This is a genomic window from Rhizobium sp. AN80A (assembly GCF_030053015.1).
GTDB classification, from domain to species: domain Bacteria; phylum Pseudomonadota; class Alphaproteobacteria; order Rhizobiales; family Rhizobiaceae; genus Rhizobium; species Rhizobium metallidurans.
Window position 1 is genome coordinate 32553 of the sequence record NZ_JASJPX010000003.1, and the last position, 16955, is coordinate 49507.

Genomic DNA, 16955 nt, shown 5'->3' on the forward strand with positions numbered 1-16955 from the left:
GCCGCAAATTACATTTTGGTTTAAATGTATCAATTCCAGATACAGTCATAATCCGTCACATTTGCGATGCAAAAAGATGGTGTTGCAGAATGGCAACTTTTGTGACGGCGACAACGGGACTATCAGCTAGCCGATCGCGAAAATCAAGCTATCTCAAGTATATATGGGTAGATGCTTATGCACGTCTTTCGTGCTGCGATGCAATAATCCGGCCGAGTTACGGTTGTCCTTCGGTCATGATTCGGCGCTCGCACCGGCGATTCGCTCGCCGATCAGGCGATGGGTTGCCGGGTCTTCGCGGTCCAGCAGCAGGCGTCCGTCTAGTGTCGTCAGGCGCTCCAGCAGCTTGCGCAGTCCTTCGCTGAACACGCGGCTGGACTGGTGTGCATCGATGCTCGCTAAAGTAGTTTTTCCGATAATGATGATGTCGGCAAGGCGGACGATCTCGTCTGTCCTCGTCATCGCGCAATTGCCACCGGCGGGGGCCTCGAGATCAACGATGACCGTGCCGGATGCCAGGAGCGGGAGCGAGGCGTCGTCGATCAGAACGGGTGCGCGTCCGGTCGATCCGCCGACGCTGGAAATGATCAGCTGCATTTCGCGCAGCTGGCCGGCAAGCTGCTTGCGGCTGGCCCCGAGGAGCGCGTCGGGCGTCATGGCGCCTGGCTGCTCGAGCGCGGGATCCATCATCACGAACTTCGCGCCCAGCGCTTCAGCCCGGCCGCGGTCGTCGTCGCCGAAGCCGAAGACATAGGTGAGGGCGCCAAGGCGTCTGGCGGTGGCGATCGCCTGGAGGGCGGCCGCGCCGGCGCCGAGCGTCGCCATCTTGATCGGGCGTGCGCGGGCGCCATCCATCACCAGCATCGGATGGCCGACGCCAAGTTGGCGGGCGCCTTCCAGAACGGCGGCATGGCCGCAGATGGTCGCCTGCCTGGTCGCCACGTCCATGCAGCCGGCATCCGCGATGCCTTCAAGGCGCGCGAGGTCGAGCATGAGGCCGCGGGCTGCCGGTTCGCCGGCGTCGAGTGGTGAGCCGAGGAAGATCAGGGTCGGAGATCCGGCGAAGACGTGCGCGTCGAGCGGCTTGCGGATGCCGACGAAGAGATTGCAATCGCGCGCGATCATCTCGCGGCTGGCCGGGCGCGCGCCCGAGGCGACATAGGCTTCGTCCTCGTAACCGGCCGCGGTGCCGCAGCCGGGCTCGAAGCTGATCGCAATGCGCGTGGAGAGATTGCCGACATCCTCGGGCGTCAACGCCACGCGCCGCTCACCGGGGATGGTTTCCCGGAGCAGTCCAGCGTGGACGGGGGCGAGGTTTGGCATTCGGAACTCTGATGGTGAGAAACTGAAGGGCGCGCGGGGGCCGATATAGGGGCGGACCCCCATAGTTTTATGACAGTTTTGTAATTTTTCGCCTATGTAAGCGATATATTCGCGGGCCATGCAACCCTCGGTGAAATTCCTGTTGAGACATACGCCGCAGGTTTGCAAAAATGACGCCAACAGGGGTCAGCATTGCAAAGAGATGCGGTTTTGCGCCGCCGCATTTGGATGTATTGGTCTTCGTGAAGCGCTTGGCTGCTGGAGGCATTCGTGAATTTCTATTCGGTCTATGATCAGGGATTTGTCCGCGTCGCGGCTTGCACGCCGATCTGCGAGATCGGCGATCCCGATTTCAATTCGAAGGCGACGCTCGACATGGCGCGGCAGGGCCACGCGCGCGGCGTCGGCCTGATGGTGTTTCCGGAGCTTGGGATATCGGGTTACGCGATCGACGACCTTCTCGGACAGGACGCGCTTCTGAAGGCGGTGGATGCATCGATCGCCGAAATCGTGGCGGCGAGCGCCGCGCTCACCCCGGTTCTGCTGATCGGGGCGCCGCTGCAGCATGAGGGGCGACTTTATAACTGCGCCGTCGCCATTCACGCCGGCCGCATCCTCGGCGTCGTGCCGAAGGTGCATCTGCCGAATTATCGCGAATTCTACGAGAAGCGCTGGTTTGCCTCCGGACGAACCGTGCGTGATCAGACGATCCGGGTTGCCGGCGAGACCGTGCCGTTCGGCATCGACATGATTTTCGCGGCCGAGGATCGGGCGGATTTCACCTTCCATATCGAGATCTGCGAGGACCTCTGGGCGCCCGCCGCGCCGAGCGATTTCGGCGCGCTAGCCGGCGCGCTCATCCTCACCAACCTGTCGGCCAGCAACATCACCGTTGGAAAGGCCGAGACCCGCAAGCTGCTCTGCGCCGCGCAATCGTCGCGCAGCTTTTCCGCCTACATCTATTCCGCCGCCGGGCCGGGGGATCGACGACCGATCTGGCCTGGGACGGACAGGCCTGCATATACGAGCTTGGCTCGATACTGTCGGAGACCGAGCGCTTCCCGATGACGTCGCAGATGTGCGTCGCCGATATCGATGTCGAGCGGCTGCGGCTGGAGCGCCTGCGCACCGGCACCTTCAACGATGCCGCGACACTCAACCTCACGCCGGACCGCGCGTTCCGGAGGATCGGCTTCCAGTTCCAGGCGCCGCGGGGCGATATCGGGCTCGAGCGGGATGTGGCGCGGTTTCCGTTTGTCCCGGCCGACGAGAGCCGGTTGGACCAGGATTGCTACGAGACCTTCAACATCCAGGTGCAGGGCCTGATGAAGCGCCTGCGCTCGACGGGCATCAAGAGGCTTTGCCTGGGGATCTCGGGCGGGCTCGATTCGACGCATGCGCTGCTGGTGGCGGCGCGCGCCTATGACAGGCTCGGCTGGCCGCGCTCCGACATATTGTGCTTCACCATGCCGGGCTTTGCCACCGGCGACGAGACCAAGTCGAATGCCTGGGCGCTGATGCGCAGCATCGGGGTGACGGCGGAAGAGATCGACATCAAGCCGCTGGCGCTGCAATTGCTCCGCGACCTCAAGCATCCGTTCTCCGGCGGGCAGCCGGTCTACGACGTGACCTTCGAAAACGTGCAGGCGGGCCTGCGCACCGACTTCCTGTTCCGCGCCGCCAACCAGCGCAACGCGCTGGTGCTCGGCACGGGCGACCTCTCGGAAATCGGACTGGGGTGGTCGACCTACGGGGTCGGCGACCAGATGAGCCATTATAATGTCAACGCTTCCGTTCCGAAGACGCTGATCCAGCACCTCATCCGCTGGGTGATCCGCACGGGCGACTTCGACGCCGATGCCAAGGCGACGCTGGAACGCATCCTGGGTACGCTGATCTCGCCCGAGCTCGTTCCCGCCGACGAGAACGGCGTGATGCAGAGTACCGAAGACAAGATCGGTCCCTACGACCTGCACGACTTCGCGCTGTTCTACACCACCCGTTTCGGGCTGCGCCCGTCGAAGGTGGCTTTCCTCGCCTACTGCGCATGGAGGGATGCCGAGGCCGGTGTCTGGCCGCCGCATTTCCCGCAGGACAAGCGCCGCGCCTTCGATCTTCCCGTGATCAAGAAATGGATGGAAGTGTTTCTCTTCCGTTTCTTCACGATCAGCCAGTTCAAGCGCTCGGCATCGCCGAACGGGCCGAAGGTCACGTCGGGCGGCTCGCTTTCGCCGCGCGGGGACTGGCGCGCGCCGTCGGACGGCAATGCGCGGATCTGGATCAAGGAGTTGAAGGCCAACGTTCCTGATGTCGCGGACTGACGGAGTTGATCGCGGCATCCTTGCTTAAGCGTGCCGGTGGCACAGATAAGAGAGCATAGCTTACGGAGGTATGTGCTCGTGGAGTGTGATGGTCCTGACGAACCGTTGCGTTACGAGATCCGCCGCGAGGCCTCGGGGCGGTGGACGGTCGTGGATTCGATGACCTCGCTGCCGGCGGCGACGGATGGTCGCGATCTGGTCGGGCTTTCCCGGGAGGACGCGCGCGATATCGCCGACGAACTCAACCGGAGTGTCGCGCAGGGACGCGACCCTCTGATCTGAACACCGGCGCGGCGCCTGCCGGGAGGTGCGATATGCGAGATCACGACGATCGTCCGACCAATCAACCGTTGACGGATCAGGCCGCCGAACGGCCCGGTCGTTTGGATGATACGGAAGAGCGGATGCTGAGCGAGGGCCGCAGGCTCTCCGTCTGGGCGCTGATCGGAGCCGCAGCCTTCGTGGTCGCGATGATTGCCCTCACTTTTGCCGTTTTCAAAAGCGATGGCCCAAATCCAGATGCAGCGACCTCGCCTCCGGCGGTGGATCGGCCGTCTTCCGAGGGGCCGTAGGGCAACACCTCGCCATATAAACTCTATAAACGATGTCATTTGTTGTCTCTTCACGGATTCAGCGCTATTGCCTGCCGGATAGGGGATCACGTGGGAGCTGAAGGTAGCCGGAAATGCTAACGAAAAAAGGAAAATACGGCCTGAAGGCGTTGGTCGATCTCGCACGGCTCGCACCGGGCGAAACCGCATTCATCAACGATGTGGCGGCCCGCAACAATATTCCGAAGAAGTTCCTCGACACGATCCTCCTCGAACTGCGCAATGTCGGTATCCTGCGATCGAAGAAGGGGCCGGGCGGTGGCTATTCGCTGTCGCGCGCGGCATCGGAAATCAGGATTGGCCATGTGATCCGCACGCTCGACGGTCCGCTCGCGCCCATCCGTTGCGCCAGCCGCACCGCGTTCGAAGCCTGCGACGACTGCTCCGATCCGGAGACCTGTCAGGTGCGTCGGTCGATGACCAACGTGCGCGATGCGATCGCCGATATCCTCGACAACATGACGCTCGAGCAGTTCGTTGCCTCCGGCGCCAAGTGGACCGAGAGCGACGAGACGGCGCCGATGTCGCTCGCCTGACGGACGGCGCGAATTCCGATGATCGCGGCCGTCAGACCTGTCCCATGACCGGCCTGTCGATTCATAGGATGCTCACTATATGGTGATCGGAGGCCCCTGGCGGGGGAGCCGCGCGAAGATAGCGCGTGTTTTTTAAGAAATAAGAGTGTTACTGACAGTCCATTGCCCGCGTGGGCGCTGTCTTGGGTCGTGTTCGCCGCTGCCTGACGAAAGGCGCGACCCCCGCGACCCATGATATTATGCAGCATGAGGTTACATATGCCGTCGAACCCTCGCACACGGCTCCAGCTCGATCCCGGCGATATGCCGATCTACGCGATTGGGGACATTCACGGCAGGCTCGATCTTCTGCGACAGGCCGAGCAGGCGATCTTCGAGGATGCGTCGCGCCTGCCGGGACGCAAGCTGATCATCACGCTCGGTGACTATATCGATCGCGGGCCGGCGTCGGCGCAGGTGATCTCGCACCTGATGCAGCCGGTGCCCGATGGTTTCGATCGCATCAGCCTGACGGGCAATCATGAAATGATGATGCTCGACTATATCGACGGCAAGATGTCCTACGACAGCTGGATGATGACCGGCGCGGACGCTCTCTTGCACTCCTACGGCATCGATCCCAACCAGATGCCGGGGCTGTTTCGCACGGCTTCGAAGCGCGATGCGTTCATCCGCGATTCGCTGCCGAAGGCGCATATCGAGTTCCTGCGCTCGCTGCCGATCCTGCTCGACACGCCGGCGGTGCTTTTCGTGCATGCCGGCATCGATCCGGCGCGGTCGATCGACAATCAGCAGGACGACGATCTCGTCTTCATCCGGCACCGCTTCTTCGAAAGCGATCTGCCGCTGCCGAAGCTGGTCGTTCACGGGCACACGCCGGTCGATCAGCCCGACGTGCAGGAGATGCGGCTCAACCTCGACACCGGCGCCTTCCGCAGCGACAGGTTGACTGTCGCGCGGTTGTGGCAGGGAGAGGTGCGCCTGTTCTCAACCTGATCAGGCGTCCGCTTCGGCGGTTTCGCGCATCTTCGGCGTCTCTTCGGTGTAGTAGCTCGTATACTTGTGGCGGTAACGCTCGGTGCCGCCGAAGTTGGTGAACTTGCCGAGTTCGGCCATGTCGGTCTTGTTGAGGATCACACCAAGGATCTTCGACTTGATCTGCGGCTCGGCGTTGAGGACATCGCGCACCAGGTTGGTGGGCGTCTCACCCCATTCGGTGACGAACAGGAAGCCGTCGACCTGCGGCGCGAAGGCCTTGGCGTCGATGACGGGGCCGAGCGGCGCAAGGTCGACGACGATGTAGTCGAACATCTTGCGGGCGTTTTCCATCAGATTGAACATGCCCTGCGATGCCAGCAATTCGCTGGTGTGCATCAGGTTGTCGTTGGAGATGACGGGCAGGATCGCGAGCTTCGTGGTCGGATCGACCTTCACGGCGCCGGCCCACGGGATCTCGCCGAGAACGGCTTCGACGAGGCCGTGCTGCGGCGGCGTCTTCAGCATGCGGGTGAGGCCCGGATTGCGAAGGTCGGCGTCGATGAGGAGTGTGCGCTTGCCGCTTGAAGCCAGGAGCGCCGCGAAATTGGCGGCTGTCGTCGACTTGCCTTCGCCCGGCATCGCCGAGACGACGCCGATGACGCGGTCGGAGCGGCCCTGGAACATGACGTCGCTGGCAAGCTTGGCATTGCGCAGCGTCTCGGCGAAGACCGAGCGCGGCGCTTCCAGAACGACACGCATGATGCGCTCGAAGGTCGCGCCGTCGTCGTTGACCGGATCGCCGGGCTCGGGCGCGAGCTGGCTCGGGTTTCGGAAGATCTTCCTTTCGCGCGGCGGCTTGCCGACCAGCGGCAGGTAGCCCAGGAATTTCAGGCCGAGGATGGTGCGGACATCGCTTTCGACGCGGAAGAAGCGTTCGCGGAATTCCTGGAACACGACAAGGCCGCCGCCGGCCATCAGACCGAGAACGATCGCGAGGCCGAGCGTCATCGTTCGCTTCGGGCTGGAGGGCGATACCGGGATGCCGGCTTCGGAGATGACGCGTGCCTTGGCGATCGGGAAGGACTGCTGCTGCGCCGCCTCCTCATACTTGCCGAGGTAGGATTCGTAGAGCGTCTTCAGCGCGGTGGCGCGCTGTTCCAGGTCGTTCAGCTGAACAATGGACTTGTCGGCTTCCGAGTTCTTGCCGGTCAGGTTGTCGATGTTCTTGCGCAGCGATGCCTCGCGCGAGCGGGCGACCTCGTATTCGTTGCGGGCATTCGAAGCCAGCTGCTGCAGCTCCTGAAAGATCTGGCGGGTCAGATCTTCCTTTTCCGCGCGCAGCGCCACGGCCTGCGGATGATCGGCGCCGAAATTCGTCGTGACTTCCTGCTCGCGCTTGCTGACATTGATGTAGCGCGTGCGCGTGTCCTGGATGACGGAATTGTTGGCCTGGCCGGAGGAGATGGCGGCGTTGTTGACCGCTCCCTCGGGGCCGAGGTCGATGATCTGCTTGAACTGGTTGTAGCGTGCCGAGGTGCTGGCCGCGTCCGACTGGGCGACGATCAGCTGCTTGGTGAGATCGGCCAGCTGCTGCTCGGACATGAGCTCGCCATTGGCGGAGGTCAGGCCATTCTTCGCCTTGAAATTCGCGGCTTCGAGCGCTGCCTGCTGCGAACGTTCCCGCAGGTCGGTCAGGCGCTGCTGCAGCCAGACGGAGGCGCTTTCGGTCGCGTCGAAATTGGCGTTCAGCTGGTCGCTGAGATAGGCGGTGGCATAGGCCTTGGTGATGCGCGCGGCGAGCAGCTTGTCCGTCGAGCGGAACGAGACGGCGAGAACCGCGCTTCGGTTGACGCGAGACACCGTGAGCGCCTGCTGAATGAGCGCCGCGGCCTTCTGGCGGCGACCGGCGCGGGCATCGTCTTCGGAGACCGGGGGACTGCCGGGAAGCACGGCGCTGGCAAGCAGCTTGATGCCCGACTTGATCAGGCCAACAGGGGAGGCGGGCGGATCGAGGATGGTGCTGTTGTCCTGCAGGTTCTCGGCATCGACGACGCGCAGCGCCAGCTGGTTGGACTTCAGGATCTCGACGGCGCTGGCGATCTGCATGTCCACCTGCTGCGAGTTCGCCACCGGGGTGGCGTCCTGCGCGTACTTGGTCATGCTGTCATCCAGCAGGATCTGCGTCATCGACGTATATTGCGATGTGGAGAACAGAAGGTAGATCACCGCCAGCGTCACCGTCACTCCGACGCAGAGCGCGATCGAGCCGATACGGCGCATCAGGATCGCGATCAGGCGATCGATATCGATGAAGGAATCAGGTCTTCGGGCGCTTTTGGCAGAGAGCTGTGCAAGGTGAGGTTCCGTTGGTTCATGGCTCTATCCTTTGCGGGAACGGGTCGTGCCATCGATGGCTGTAAGGTCGGCCTGCGGGCCAATCAGTTTGCGGAGCGACGCGATGACGCGATTGGCCCGTGCTGCGATGGGCATGCTGAGATGCCCGACAGCGGAAGGGGTGCCCCAGGCTGTTCTGATCGTTCCAAGGATCGACCGGTCTTTGATATTCTGGACGAGAACGAGGAAGGCTCTTCCCCGAAGCAGGCTCTTTGCCCGGAACTCCTGGGCCGCTGCTGCTTCCACATCCAGCGTGTGATTGCGAAGGAAGGCCTTATCCCCTTCGATCATGGCGTCGATGTGGTGAAGCGAAAGAACACGCGAGATCGACCCTTCGCGAATATTGTAGTCGTAACCGGCCAGCGGTTCGAAAACGCAGCGGCCGCCGAGCGCCATGGCGCTGGCGAGATAGAGATAGTCCTCGCCGATCTTCAGGCTTTCGTCGAAGCGAAGCGCGTGGCGTTCGATGAAGGCGCGCTGGAAGATCGGCTTCAGATAGCCGAAATTATGGGTGGTCTGAAAAAGCGCGTTGGAACGGATGAAGGCGGCGAGGGTGAGCGTCGGCATCTGCGCCAGCGCGTCCTCGGCGAACATGGTTTCAGCCGGCGTGCCGTCGGCCCTGATCACGCGGAGATTGTCGACGGCGATTTCGGCGTCCGCCTTCTCGGCGCGTGATATCATCCTGCGCAGCCGGTCCGGATCGACCGTGTCGTCAGGAATCGAGCACCGCCAGCCAGCGGCCGGTGGCGGCCGAGATCGCGGCGTTGCGCGCCGCGGATGGCCCACCATTGCGGGCAAGCGCGATCAGCCGGACGTTGCGATCGGCATAGCTTTCGGCAATCGCCTTCGTTTCGTCGGCAGAACAATCGTCGGCGACGATGACCTCCACCGTGACGCCGCGCTGGGCAAGCGCGCTGTCGATCGCCTTTCCGAGCGTCGCCGCCGCATTATACGCGGCGATGATAAAGCTGACGTCGGGTATCTCTTGCTTCATGCGGCCTCCGCCGTTCCGTACTGGCGGATTTCGCGCACGCCGAGCAGGCCGCTGACGACGCCGGAATGCATGATGCCGCGAAGGGCATAGCGGTAGCGCGGCACGGCCGAGAAGATGCAGGCCAAGGCGGCGGCGTAGCAGAAGCCGGCCTTGGCCGTGGCCAGCGCGATCTGCTTCGGCCGGTTGAGGCCGGAACTCGTCTCCTGCAGCAGCCGCCCATGGGTCTGGCCGAAACGGAAGCGGCGCTTGGCGAGCCAGGACAGATCGGCGCGGTTTTCGGTCACGGGTTCATAGACATAGGCCTTCTCGGCAAAGGCGATCTTGCCGCCGGCCTCATGCATGTGGCTGAAGAATTCCGTGTCTTCTCCACCCGTATGGCCGAGCGCGAGATTGAAGCGGCGGCCGGCGAGGCTGGGCGAAGAAAGGCGCAGCAGGACGTTGCAGGTGTAGCCGGTGCGGATCTCGCCATCGACCCAGACGGGCAGCGTCGAGTGAAAGTCGCCGACCCGCATCCAGCGCGGCGCGCTGTCGGCGTAGACGCTGCGGACGGGTCCGAGAACGGCGTCGGCCTTGGTGGCGCGGGCGGTCGAGAGCAGCTCGACCAGCCAATCCTCGCTCGCATCCTCGTCGTCGTCGATGAAGGCCAGGAAATCGCCGGTGGCGTTATCCAGGCAGGCGTTGCGGGCGATCGAGATGTTCGATGCCGGGCAATGCACGTAGGCGATTTCGTGGGCGATGCGCGGACGAAGCGCGTCGACGCGCTCCCTGGCGCTCGGGGTCTTGTCATTGTCGGCGACGATGATGCGCAGCCGCGCGCCGGGAGGAACCTCCAGAACGGCGAGCGACAGCAGCGCCTCGTCGAGCGACGCGCGACGATAGGTGCAGATGCCGATGTCGATCTGCAATTGTCTCGTCTGTTTCGGTTGGTTCACGACGACGCCACCCTTCTGCCGCGGAAGCTCAGGAGTTCCATCCAGAAACCGGCCGACCAGGCGAAATGCATCACCATGGCCGATACGGCGGCCAGCGGGCCGTAGGGGTTGCGCTGGCCGATCGCCATCCAGAACCCGTAGCCGACGCAGGCGACCGCCCAGAGGCTGAACGGAATGACGGCGGCCCAGTTCACCACGGCCAGAAACGCGCCGATGAAGACGGGAACGACCAGAAGCGGCAGCATCTGGCGAACATTCGGCATGCTGCCATGCTTGAGGATGTTCTTGGCGCGGCCGCGACCGTAGCCGAGATACTGCCTGAACAGCGTGGCGACGCTGGAGCGCGGGTAATAGACCATGCGGGTCTTATCGGTCATCCAGATGCCGTAGCCCGACTTCTTCAGGCGGTAGTCGAGCTCGGCGTCCTCGTTGTGGCTGAAGGTCTCGTCGTAGCCGCCGACAGCCTCGAAGGCGGCGATGCGCATCAGGGCGTGGTGGCCGTGATTGGTCCAATGGCCCTTCGCACCCTCGCGATGCTTCGAGCCGCCATTTCCAAGCTTAGAGTTCTGGGCGAAGGCGGTGGCCTTCTGGAACATCCCGAAGCCGACGGTCTCCATCGACACGACGACGGAATCGGCCTGGGTCTCGACCGCTTCCTCGACGAGGCGGCGGCAATAATCGTCCGGATAATCGCCATGGGCGTCGATGCGGATGAGATAGTCGTAGTCGCGCCCGAAGGTGGCGACCGCCAGATTGGTGGCGGCGCTCTGCAGGCGGCGCGGATTGTCGAGCAGCACGATGCGCGGATCGGCCATGCTGATGCGGGCGACGATCTCGCGCGTCGCATCCTTGCTGCCGCCGTCGGCGACGACGATCTTGGCGTTCATGTGATCGATCTCGCGGCTCAGCTTGGCGAGCAGCGGCTCGATGTGCTTCTCTTCGTTCAAACAGGGGATGATTATGAGACTGGAGACGCTGGCACTGGCATCAGGCTTCATGGTTGTCCACCCTTCTTGAGATACGGTTTTCGGTGCGGATGCACTGCTGTCGCCCCTCTCGACGGCAGCAGGCACAAGGCGGGAAAGGCTGGCGACGAGCGCTTCGCAGTCGCTGCGGTCGGCGAGCCAGGTTTTTTGATCGGTCAAGGCGACCGCGTCGCCGAGCGCATGGTAGCGTTCGCCGGTCATGGTTTCGAACAGCGTGCGCAGTGCTGCCGGGCTCGCGTCGGGAAGAGCAAGGCCGATCGCCTTGTCTTGCAGGAAACGCGCCGTCTGGGTGCCTTCGAGCGTGATCGGAACGGTGCCGTAGAGGCATCCTTCGTAGAGCCGGTTCGGCAGCAGCCAGCTGGAATTGAGGCCTTCCTCGAAGAAGTCGATCGCCCAGGAGAAGTGGACATCGTCGTAGATCGCCCTCAAATCCTCGGGGTTGCGATACGGGCCTTCGAAGCGGAGATAGGGCTCGCCCGCGACGAAGCCGTCGAAATCCTCGAATTCGGAATAGGCGGGGCGGCCACGCAGCACGATCTCGACACGGCCTTCCATCAGGCGCGAGAACTCCGCGAGCATCGCCAGGGACTTGCGGCAACGCAGCGCGCCGAACCAGCCGATCTTCCAGGGCTGGCCGGGCTGTTTCAGCGGGCGGGCGATGGTCGGCTGGACCGTCTGGTCGATCGATATGACCTTGTTTTCGATCAGCAGCGTTTCGGCCTTGATGCCGGAGCGCGGCGCGAAGTGATGTTCGATGAAGGCGGGCGAGCTGGTCATGATCAGCCGCGCGTGGCGGCCGAAGCGGGCCTCGGCGCCGCGCATGATCTTTCCGACGATGTCGTCGCGCGACAGCAGCCGGTGAATGTCGAGGCATTCGTAGACGACCGGCACATCGCCGCCGAACATCGCATTGGCGCGATCGGCGACGGCGAGCGCCTCGAGGTTGCGGCCGATGATGACGTCAGGCTTTTCGACCGTCTTCAGCAGCCCCTTCAGTCCGCTCATCGCCTTTGCGACCGCGCCGATGCGCTGCGCGAACTTGGCGTCGGCGGTGCGGCCGAGCTCGATCGGCGTGATGCCGTGCACTTCGGCGAGACGGTTTTCGCCGCGCCGAAAGCCGGCGAGCGTCACCTGCGCGCCACCCTCGCGCAGCATCAGCACCCGCCGCCGGACGGCGGGATCCGCCAGATCATGCACGAGATACAGGACTTTGAGCATGGCACTCCTTGTCGTTTGCGCGCCTTCGGCGCTCGTCAGTTGAGCGTGCATGCGATCGATTCAGGGAACTGGCACTGGTCGCCGGGGGCGGTGTAGGCGAAGCGCTCGACCTCCAGCGATGTCGGCTTGGTGTAGGCGAACTTGCCCATCCAGTCCTTCAGCGTGTCGGTGCCCCAGAGGCTGAAGAAAATCTTCTGCTGGCTGGTCGGGATCTTCGCGGGATCGGTGACATCCTGAACCAGCTTGCCGTTCAGGTAGTAGCGCAGCCGGCCGGGTTCCCAGACGAAGGCGTAGTCGTTGAAGCCTTCATCGGCCTTGGAGCCGATCGGCACCAGCTTCTCGTTACCGCCCTTGGCCTTGATGTACTGATTGACCTGCACCTCGCCGGAATTCTTGCCGAGAACCTCGAAGTCGATCTCGTCGTGCGGCTGCTTGTCGGTCGGGCCGATGTAGGTGAAGAAGGCGGAGTTCAGGCCGGAGCCGGTGGCCGCCTTCATGCGGGCCTCGTAGGTGCCGTAGCCGAAGCGCTTCTTGGTCTGGATTTCGCCGCAGAGGTAGCTGCGGTCCTTCGACTGGCCCTCGGCGAACGAGAGCTGCAACGCGCCGCCTTCGACCTTCACCTGGTTTTTCGACCAGGTGCAGTTCTGGTGCGGGCCGTTGTTCCAGCCGTCGGAAATGTACCAGATGCTACGGTCGAGCTTGTCGAAATTCTCGATGAAGGATGCGGCGCCCGGTTGCTGGGCGGCCTGCTGGGCGAGCGCCGGAGAGGCGCCGAGCAGCAGCGTGCCGATGACGGCGAGCGTCGGGCCGGAGATGGCGCAAGGTTTTCGCGCATGGGCGATCTTGGTCGTCATGTGTCACCTTTGCTGTGTGATGAGTTTGGAATGAGCCGTGCCCGCCGACGCCGCCTTTTCATAGGGTTTCTTGGTCCGCGCACCGGTCATGACGCCGTATAGACGGGGGGCGATCTTGCGGCACAGGTCGTTCGAGAAAATCAGGAACGGGAAGAGGACCACGAGCGAAAGAACGAAGAAGACGGGATAGAAGCTGATGCCCGCCTTGCCCCAGACGATCCACATGAAGATCAGCAGCGGATAGTGGGCGCAGAAGATCCAGAAGCTCAGGCTACCGGTCTTCGACAGCCGCTGGCCGATCTGGGTCTCGATCAGCCGCGCCGACAGCAGCCAGAAGCCGAGCGCGCCGAAGATGGCGAGCGTGTTGCGCAGGAACTGAACCCAGCCCGGCAGGCTCGGGCCGGTCATGTAGATGATGGTGGCCAGCGCCGCGCAGCTGAGTAGCAGCAATGTCGTGCCCAGCGAGGCGAACCGGTCCAGCGCCCTCAGGTCGATCTTGTTGAGACCGATGTAGATGCCCAGGCTGAAAGAGAACAGGATCGACCGCTTGAGGACGATGTAGACCGAGCCATCCGGGATGACGGCGATGATCAGCAACGTCGCCAGCGTCACGAGCGGCGCACGGATGATCAGCCATGCCAGCAATGGCGACAGCAGGATGCAGATGAAGAGGTCGCGCAGGAAATAGAGCGGCACGTTGACCGGAAAATCCTCGGCGGCGAAAAGCTGGGTCATCAGCTCGCGCACGGAGGCCTGCCACGGGCTCGGCACGTATCCTTCACCGAGGCCGACGCCGAGCGCCAGCAGGATCGCCAGGAAGAACAGGCCGTTCCACAAGAGGAATGGCAGCAGCACGGTCTTGGATTTCGTGCGTACCGTTTTCAGGTAGCTGAAATTCTCCATGCCGCCGCGAAACAGGAGATAGCCGGAAATCGCACTCAGGGCCGGCACGCCAACCCGAAACAGCGCTTCCGCCAGGAATACTCTCAGCCAGTCGAAGGCGCCGTAGGCCCCGATGAAGGGACTGCTTTGGTCGCTAAATGGTATGTGTACGAAGACGATGCCCGAAATGAGCACAATCCGCATCAGGTTGATCCGTGAGGACACGTTGGTATCAACATTCACGTTGTCAGTCACCCCTTTTGGGTCGCAGCTCCCCTTTGCAACCGTTTCAATCAGAGCAGACTTCAGCCCGCAGCGAGGGAAGTTAGGGCGAATTCACGGAAGAAAATATGGCACTGCAGCAAAAGTGATCACGGATGGCGTTTCGTGACAGGTACTACTTGCCGTAACGGCGCGCGAAAAATGCGCGGCTGAAGTGTTGTCCCGTCGCCGAGAAGCCATTGTGAGCAGTGCATTCAAGAAAATGATTATATTCACCGGCTTAGGTGCAAAATGCGTGGTGCGGCGCACGAAAGTTTTTATCGAATGGGAGCAAATGTTACAGTAGCCGTCCGCAACTGGTTCACCATTTATGGTCGGAATGGGGCGCTCTGCTCCGGAATGGAGCGTTTCAGGATCGAGGTGCGGCGGTGGGCGGTCGTGCGGCCTTTGACAAATTTCGGCCGAAATGCCCCTGATGCTTGTGCGGTGCAGCAGCTGGCCTAGATGGCACGGCTACAGGCACCGGCCGAAGCACCAATTCGAACCTCTCAGGGAGAGAGTATGGCGACTTTCACGATCATTATCCCGTTCTACCAGCGGGATGACGGCATCCTCAGACGGGCGCTCGCGTCGGCTTTCGCGCAGAGCTTTCAGGACTTCGATATCATCGTCGTCGACGATCAGTCGCCCTATGCGCCGGCCAGCGAGCTGGCGCCGCTGACTGCCGAGGAGCGGGCGCGAGATCACCGTCGTCAGCCAGCCGAACGCCGGGCCGGGTGGCGCGCGCAATACCGGGCTCGATCATGTTCCCGCCGACACGCGCTATGTCGCGTTTCTCGATTCGGACGACATCTGGACGCCGGATCATCTGAAAAACGCGTTCACGGCCATGGATACGCTCGGTGGCGACTGCTACTGGGCGTCGATCGAGGGTGGGGCGGAGTTCGACTATCACTTCGGGATCGCGGCGCTCGAAAAGATCGACGGCGCGCGGCGGCTGATGGAGGCGCCCGTCGTCCTCGACGTCCCCGATATCGCGGGCGTGATGATCAGTGACTGGGCCTTCCTGCACATGTCGTGCATGGTGATCGGCCGTCCCTTGATCGAGAGCGTGCGTTTCGATGCGGCATTGCGGCTGGCGGCCGAGGACGTCCTGTTCTTCTGCGACTGCATGCTCGCGGCCAGGCAGGTTCTGCTGTGCGCCGATGCGGGGGCGCTGCGCGGCGAGGGGATCAACATCTTCCACGGCGTCGACAACACGTCGCCGGAATATCTCAAGCAGCAGTTCATCACCTGGATGGCGCTCGACAGGCTGGAGAGCCGCTTCGCGTCGCGGCCGCGCGAGATCGCGACCATCAAGTCGTACAAGAGCCGGGCGCGCAAGCAGGCGCTTTGGGGGCAGGTGGGGCAACTCAAGCGCCGCCGCCGGCCCGATTTCGGCCTGCTCGCCCGCTGGCTGGTGCAGGACCCGCGGCTGATCCAGAGTGCATTCCAGCTGGCCGCGGGCAAACTGGTGAAGTAGCCGGTCCGGACCCTATCGCCTGTCGGCGCCGCAAAGCCGCTGCGTGGTGTTGCGGTACCGGCAGGCCTTATTCGGCCGGTGCGTCGAGCAGATAGCGAAGGCGGTCGCCGCTTGAGGTGACCGCCACCCCATCCGGGTTGCGCCAGCGCTCGGTCTTGTCGGCGAGGATGCCGCCGGCGATCGCCGGGAAGGCTAAGGGATGCGTCGCGACATAGGCGAGGGCCGCGCCGGCGCCCGACTGGTTCTTGATGTCGAGGAAGTGGCGCAGTTCGTATTTGGCGCGAATGTGCTGTTCGTGCCGGCGCACGGCTTCGGCCGCCATCGGCTTCAACTTGAAATCCTTCAACAGAGCGCGGTCCGCCTCGTAAAGGCGGCGCAGGTCTTCCGTGCGGTGGCTGCCGCTCAGCGAATTGCCGCGCACGACGGCGCCGTAGCCGCAGCTGTGGATCACCTTGTAGCGGGCGCCGAGCGCGAGCGCGCGGATATAGAGATCGTAATCCTCGCCGAGGCGCATGTCTTCGCGGTAGCGGAGCCGATGCTTGTCGAGAAAGCTTCGCCGCATGACGGGCTTGAGGAAGCCGATCTCGCCGCGGCGCACGCCACGCTTGGATATGTTGCCGTCCACGAAGGTGGTCAGGTCGAGATAGACAGGGTTTTCGGCGAAGCGATCGAGCTTCTGCGGCGCCTGGGCGACCGTGCCGGCATCGACGAAGGCGATGTTGTCGGCCACGAACTCCCACCCGTCGTCCGAGAGCATGCGGGAAAAGCGACCGGCGAAGAAGAAATCGTCGGCGTCCAGAATGGCGATCAGCGGCGCTGTGGAGATGTCGATGGCATGATTGCGCGCGGCGGACGGGCCTCTGTTCTTCTCGAACCTGACGATTTTCAGCCGACCGGTGGCGTCGTTGCCGCGTTCGGCGGCCTCGGCGGTGGAATCGCTCGAGCCGTCGTCGACGACCACGACCTCGGAGACCTCGGCTTCGAGAAGTGCTGATCTGACGGCGATTTCAATGGTATCGGCCGCGTTCTTGGCGGCGATGATGACGCATATGCTAGCTGTTTCAGCCACGCTCTACCTCCGTTGTTTCGCCCAAGACCTAGGACGTTGCAGCGCAGCAGACAACGGAGAACGCTTCACATGATGTTACGAAGGGTGGGTTCGTGAGCGACGAACGGGCAGTC

The 16955-nt window shown here is 63.1% G+C and carries 9 protein-coding genes and 4 pseudogenes; 5 read left to right on the forward strand and 8 right to left on the reverse strand.

All coding sequences use genetic code 11. From position 1 onward, the window contains the following. Positions 1–234: 234 nt before the first annotated feature. Positions 235–1323: an NAD/NADP transhydrogenase subunit alpha gene (locus tag P3R82_RS11765; RefSeq protein ID WP_283193966.1), complete on the reverse strand. Its 1089-nt coding sequence runs from the start codon at positions 1321–1323 to the stop codon at positions 235–237. Between the two features lie 270 nt (positions 1324–1593). On the opposite strand from P3R82_RS11765, the pseudogene P3R82_RS11770 reads away from it, so the two are divergent. The 4 genes and pseudogenes from P3R82_RS11770 to P3R82_RS11785 all read left to right on the forward strand — a co-directional run bounded on the left by P3R82_RS11770 (position 1594) and on the right by P3R82_RS11785 (position 5787). After that, a pseudogene (locus P3R82_RS11770) lies at positions 1594–3644 on the forward strand (NAD(+) synthase). Between the two features lie 105 nt (positions 3645–3749). Further along, the gene (locus tag P3R82_RS11775) at positions 3750–3926 is read left to right on the forward strand and encodes a hypothetical protein (protein WP_283193967.1); all 177 of its coding nucleotides are present in this window, start codon (positions 3750–3752) and stop codon (positions 3924–3926) included. 403 nt (positions 3927–4329) lie between these two features. Further along, on the forward strand, positions 4330–4791 hold the full coding sequence (locus P3R82_RS11780) for an Rrf2 family transcriptional regulator (protein WP_183900643.1): 462 nt from the start codon (positions 4330–4332) through the stop codon (positions 4789–4791). A 258-nt stretch (positions 4792–5049) separates the two neighbouring features. Beyond that, positions 5050–5787, forward strand: coding sequence for a metallophosphoesterase (locus tag P3R82_RS11785; protein ID WP_183900642.1), 738 nt, complete (start codon positions 5050–5052; stop codon positions 5785–5787). On the opposite strand, the pseudogene P3R82_RS11790 reads toward P3R82_RS11785, so the two are convergent. From P3R82_RS11790 to P3R82_RS11815, 6 genes and pseudogenes are all read right to left on the reverse strand, one after another. Further along, positions 5788–8144 (reverse strand): annotated as a pseudogene (locus P3R82_RS11790) (polysaccharide biosynthesis tyrosine autokinase). It abuts the gene before it with no gap. A gap of 4 nt (positions 8145–8148) precedes the next feature. Next, positions 8149–9157, reverse strand: a pseudogene (locus tag P3R82_RS11795) (glycosyltransferase family 2 protein). Then, positions 9154–10089: a glycosyltransferase family 2 protein gene (locus P3R82_RS11800; RefSeq protein ID WP_183900639.1), complete on the reverse strand. Its 936-nt coding sequence runs from the start codon at positions 10087–10089 to the stop codon at positions 9154–9156. Before P3R82_RS11800 ends, P3R82_RS11795 begins: the two are co-directional and overlap by 4 nt. Further along, positions 10086–11087, reverse strand: coding sequence for a glycosyltransferase family 2 protein (locus P3R82_RS11805; RefSeq protein ID WP_283196324.1), 1002 nt, complete (start codon positions 11085–11087; stop codon positions 10086–10088). The genes P3R82_RS11800 and P3R82_RS11805 overlap by 4 nt, the downstream gene beginning before the upstream one ends. Positions 11088–12328: 1241 nt before the next feature. Then, positions 12329–13147, reverse strand: coding sequence for a glycoside hydrolase family 16 protein (locus P3R82_RS11810; RefSeq protein ID WP_283193968.1), 819 nt, complete (start codon positions 13145–13147; stop codon positions 12329–12331). A 3-nt stretch (positions 13148–13150) separates the two neighbouring features. After that, positions 13151–14233 carry an acyltransferase gene (locus tag P3R82_RS11815; protein WP_283193969.1) on the reverse strand — a complete coding sequence of 361 codons (1083 nt, stop codon included), beginning with the start codon at positions 14231–14233 and terminating at the stop codon, positions 13151–13153. A gap of 579 nt (positions 14234–14812) precedes the next feature. Here P3R82_RS11815 and P3R82_RS11820 point away from each other — a divergent pair. Continuing rightward, a pseudogene (locus P3R82_RS11820) lies at positions 14813–15773 on the forward strand (glycosyltransferase). A 67-nt stretch (positions 15774–15840) separates the two neighbouring features. Here P3R82_RS11820 and P3R82_RS11825 read toward each other — a convergent pair. After that, positions 15841–16842 (reverse strand): glycosyltransferase family 2 protein, encoded by a 1002-nt coding sequence (locus P3R82_RS11825; protein WP_283193970.1) that lies wholly within the window; start codon positions 16840–16842, stop codon positions 15841–15843. Positions 16843–16955 lie beyond the last annotated feature (113 nt).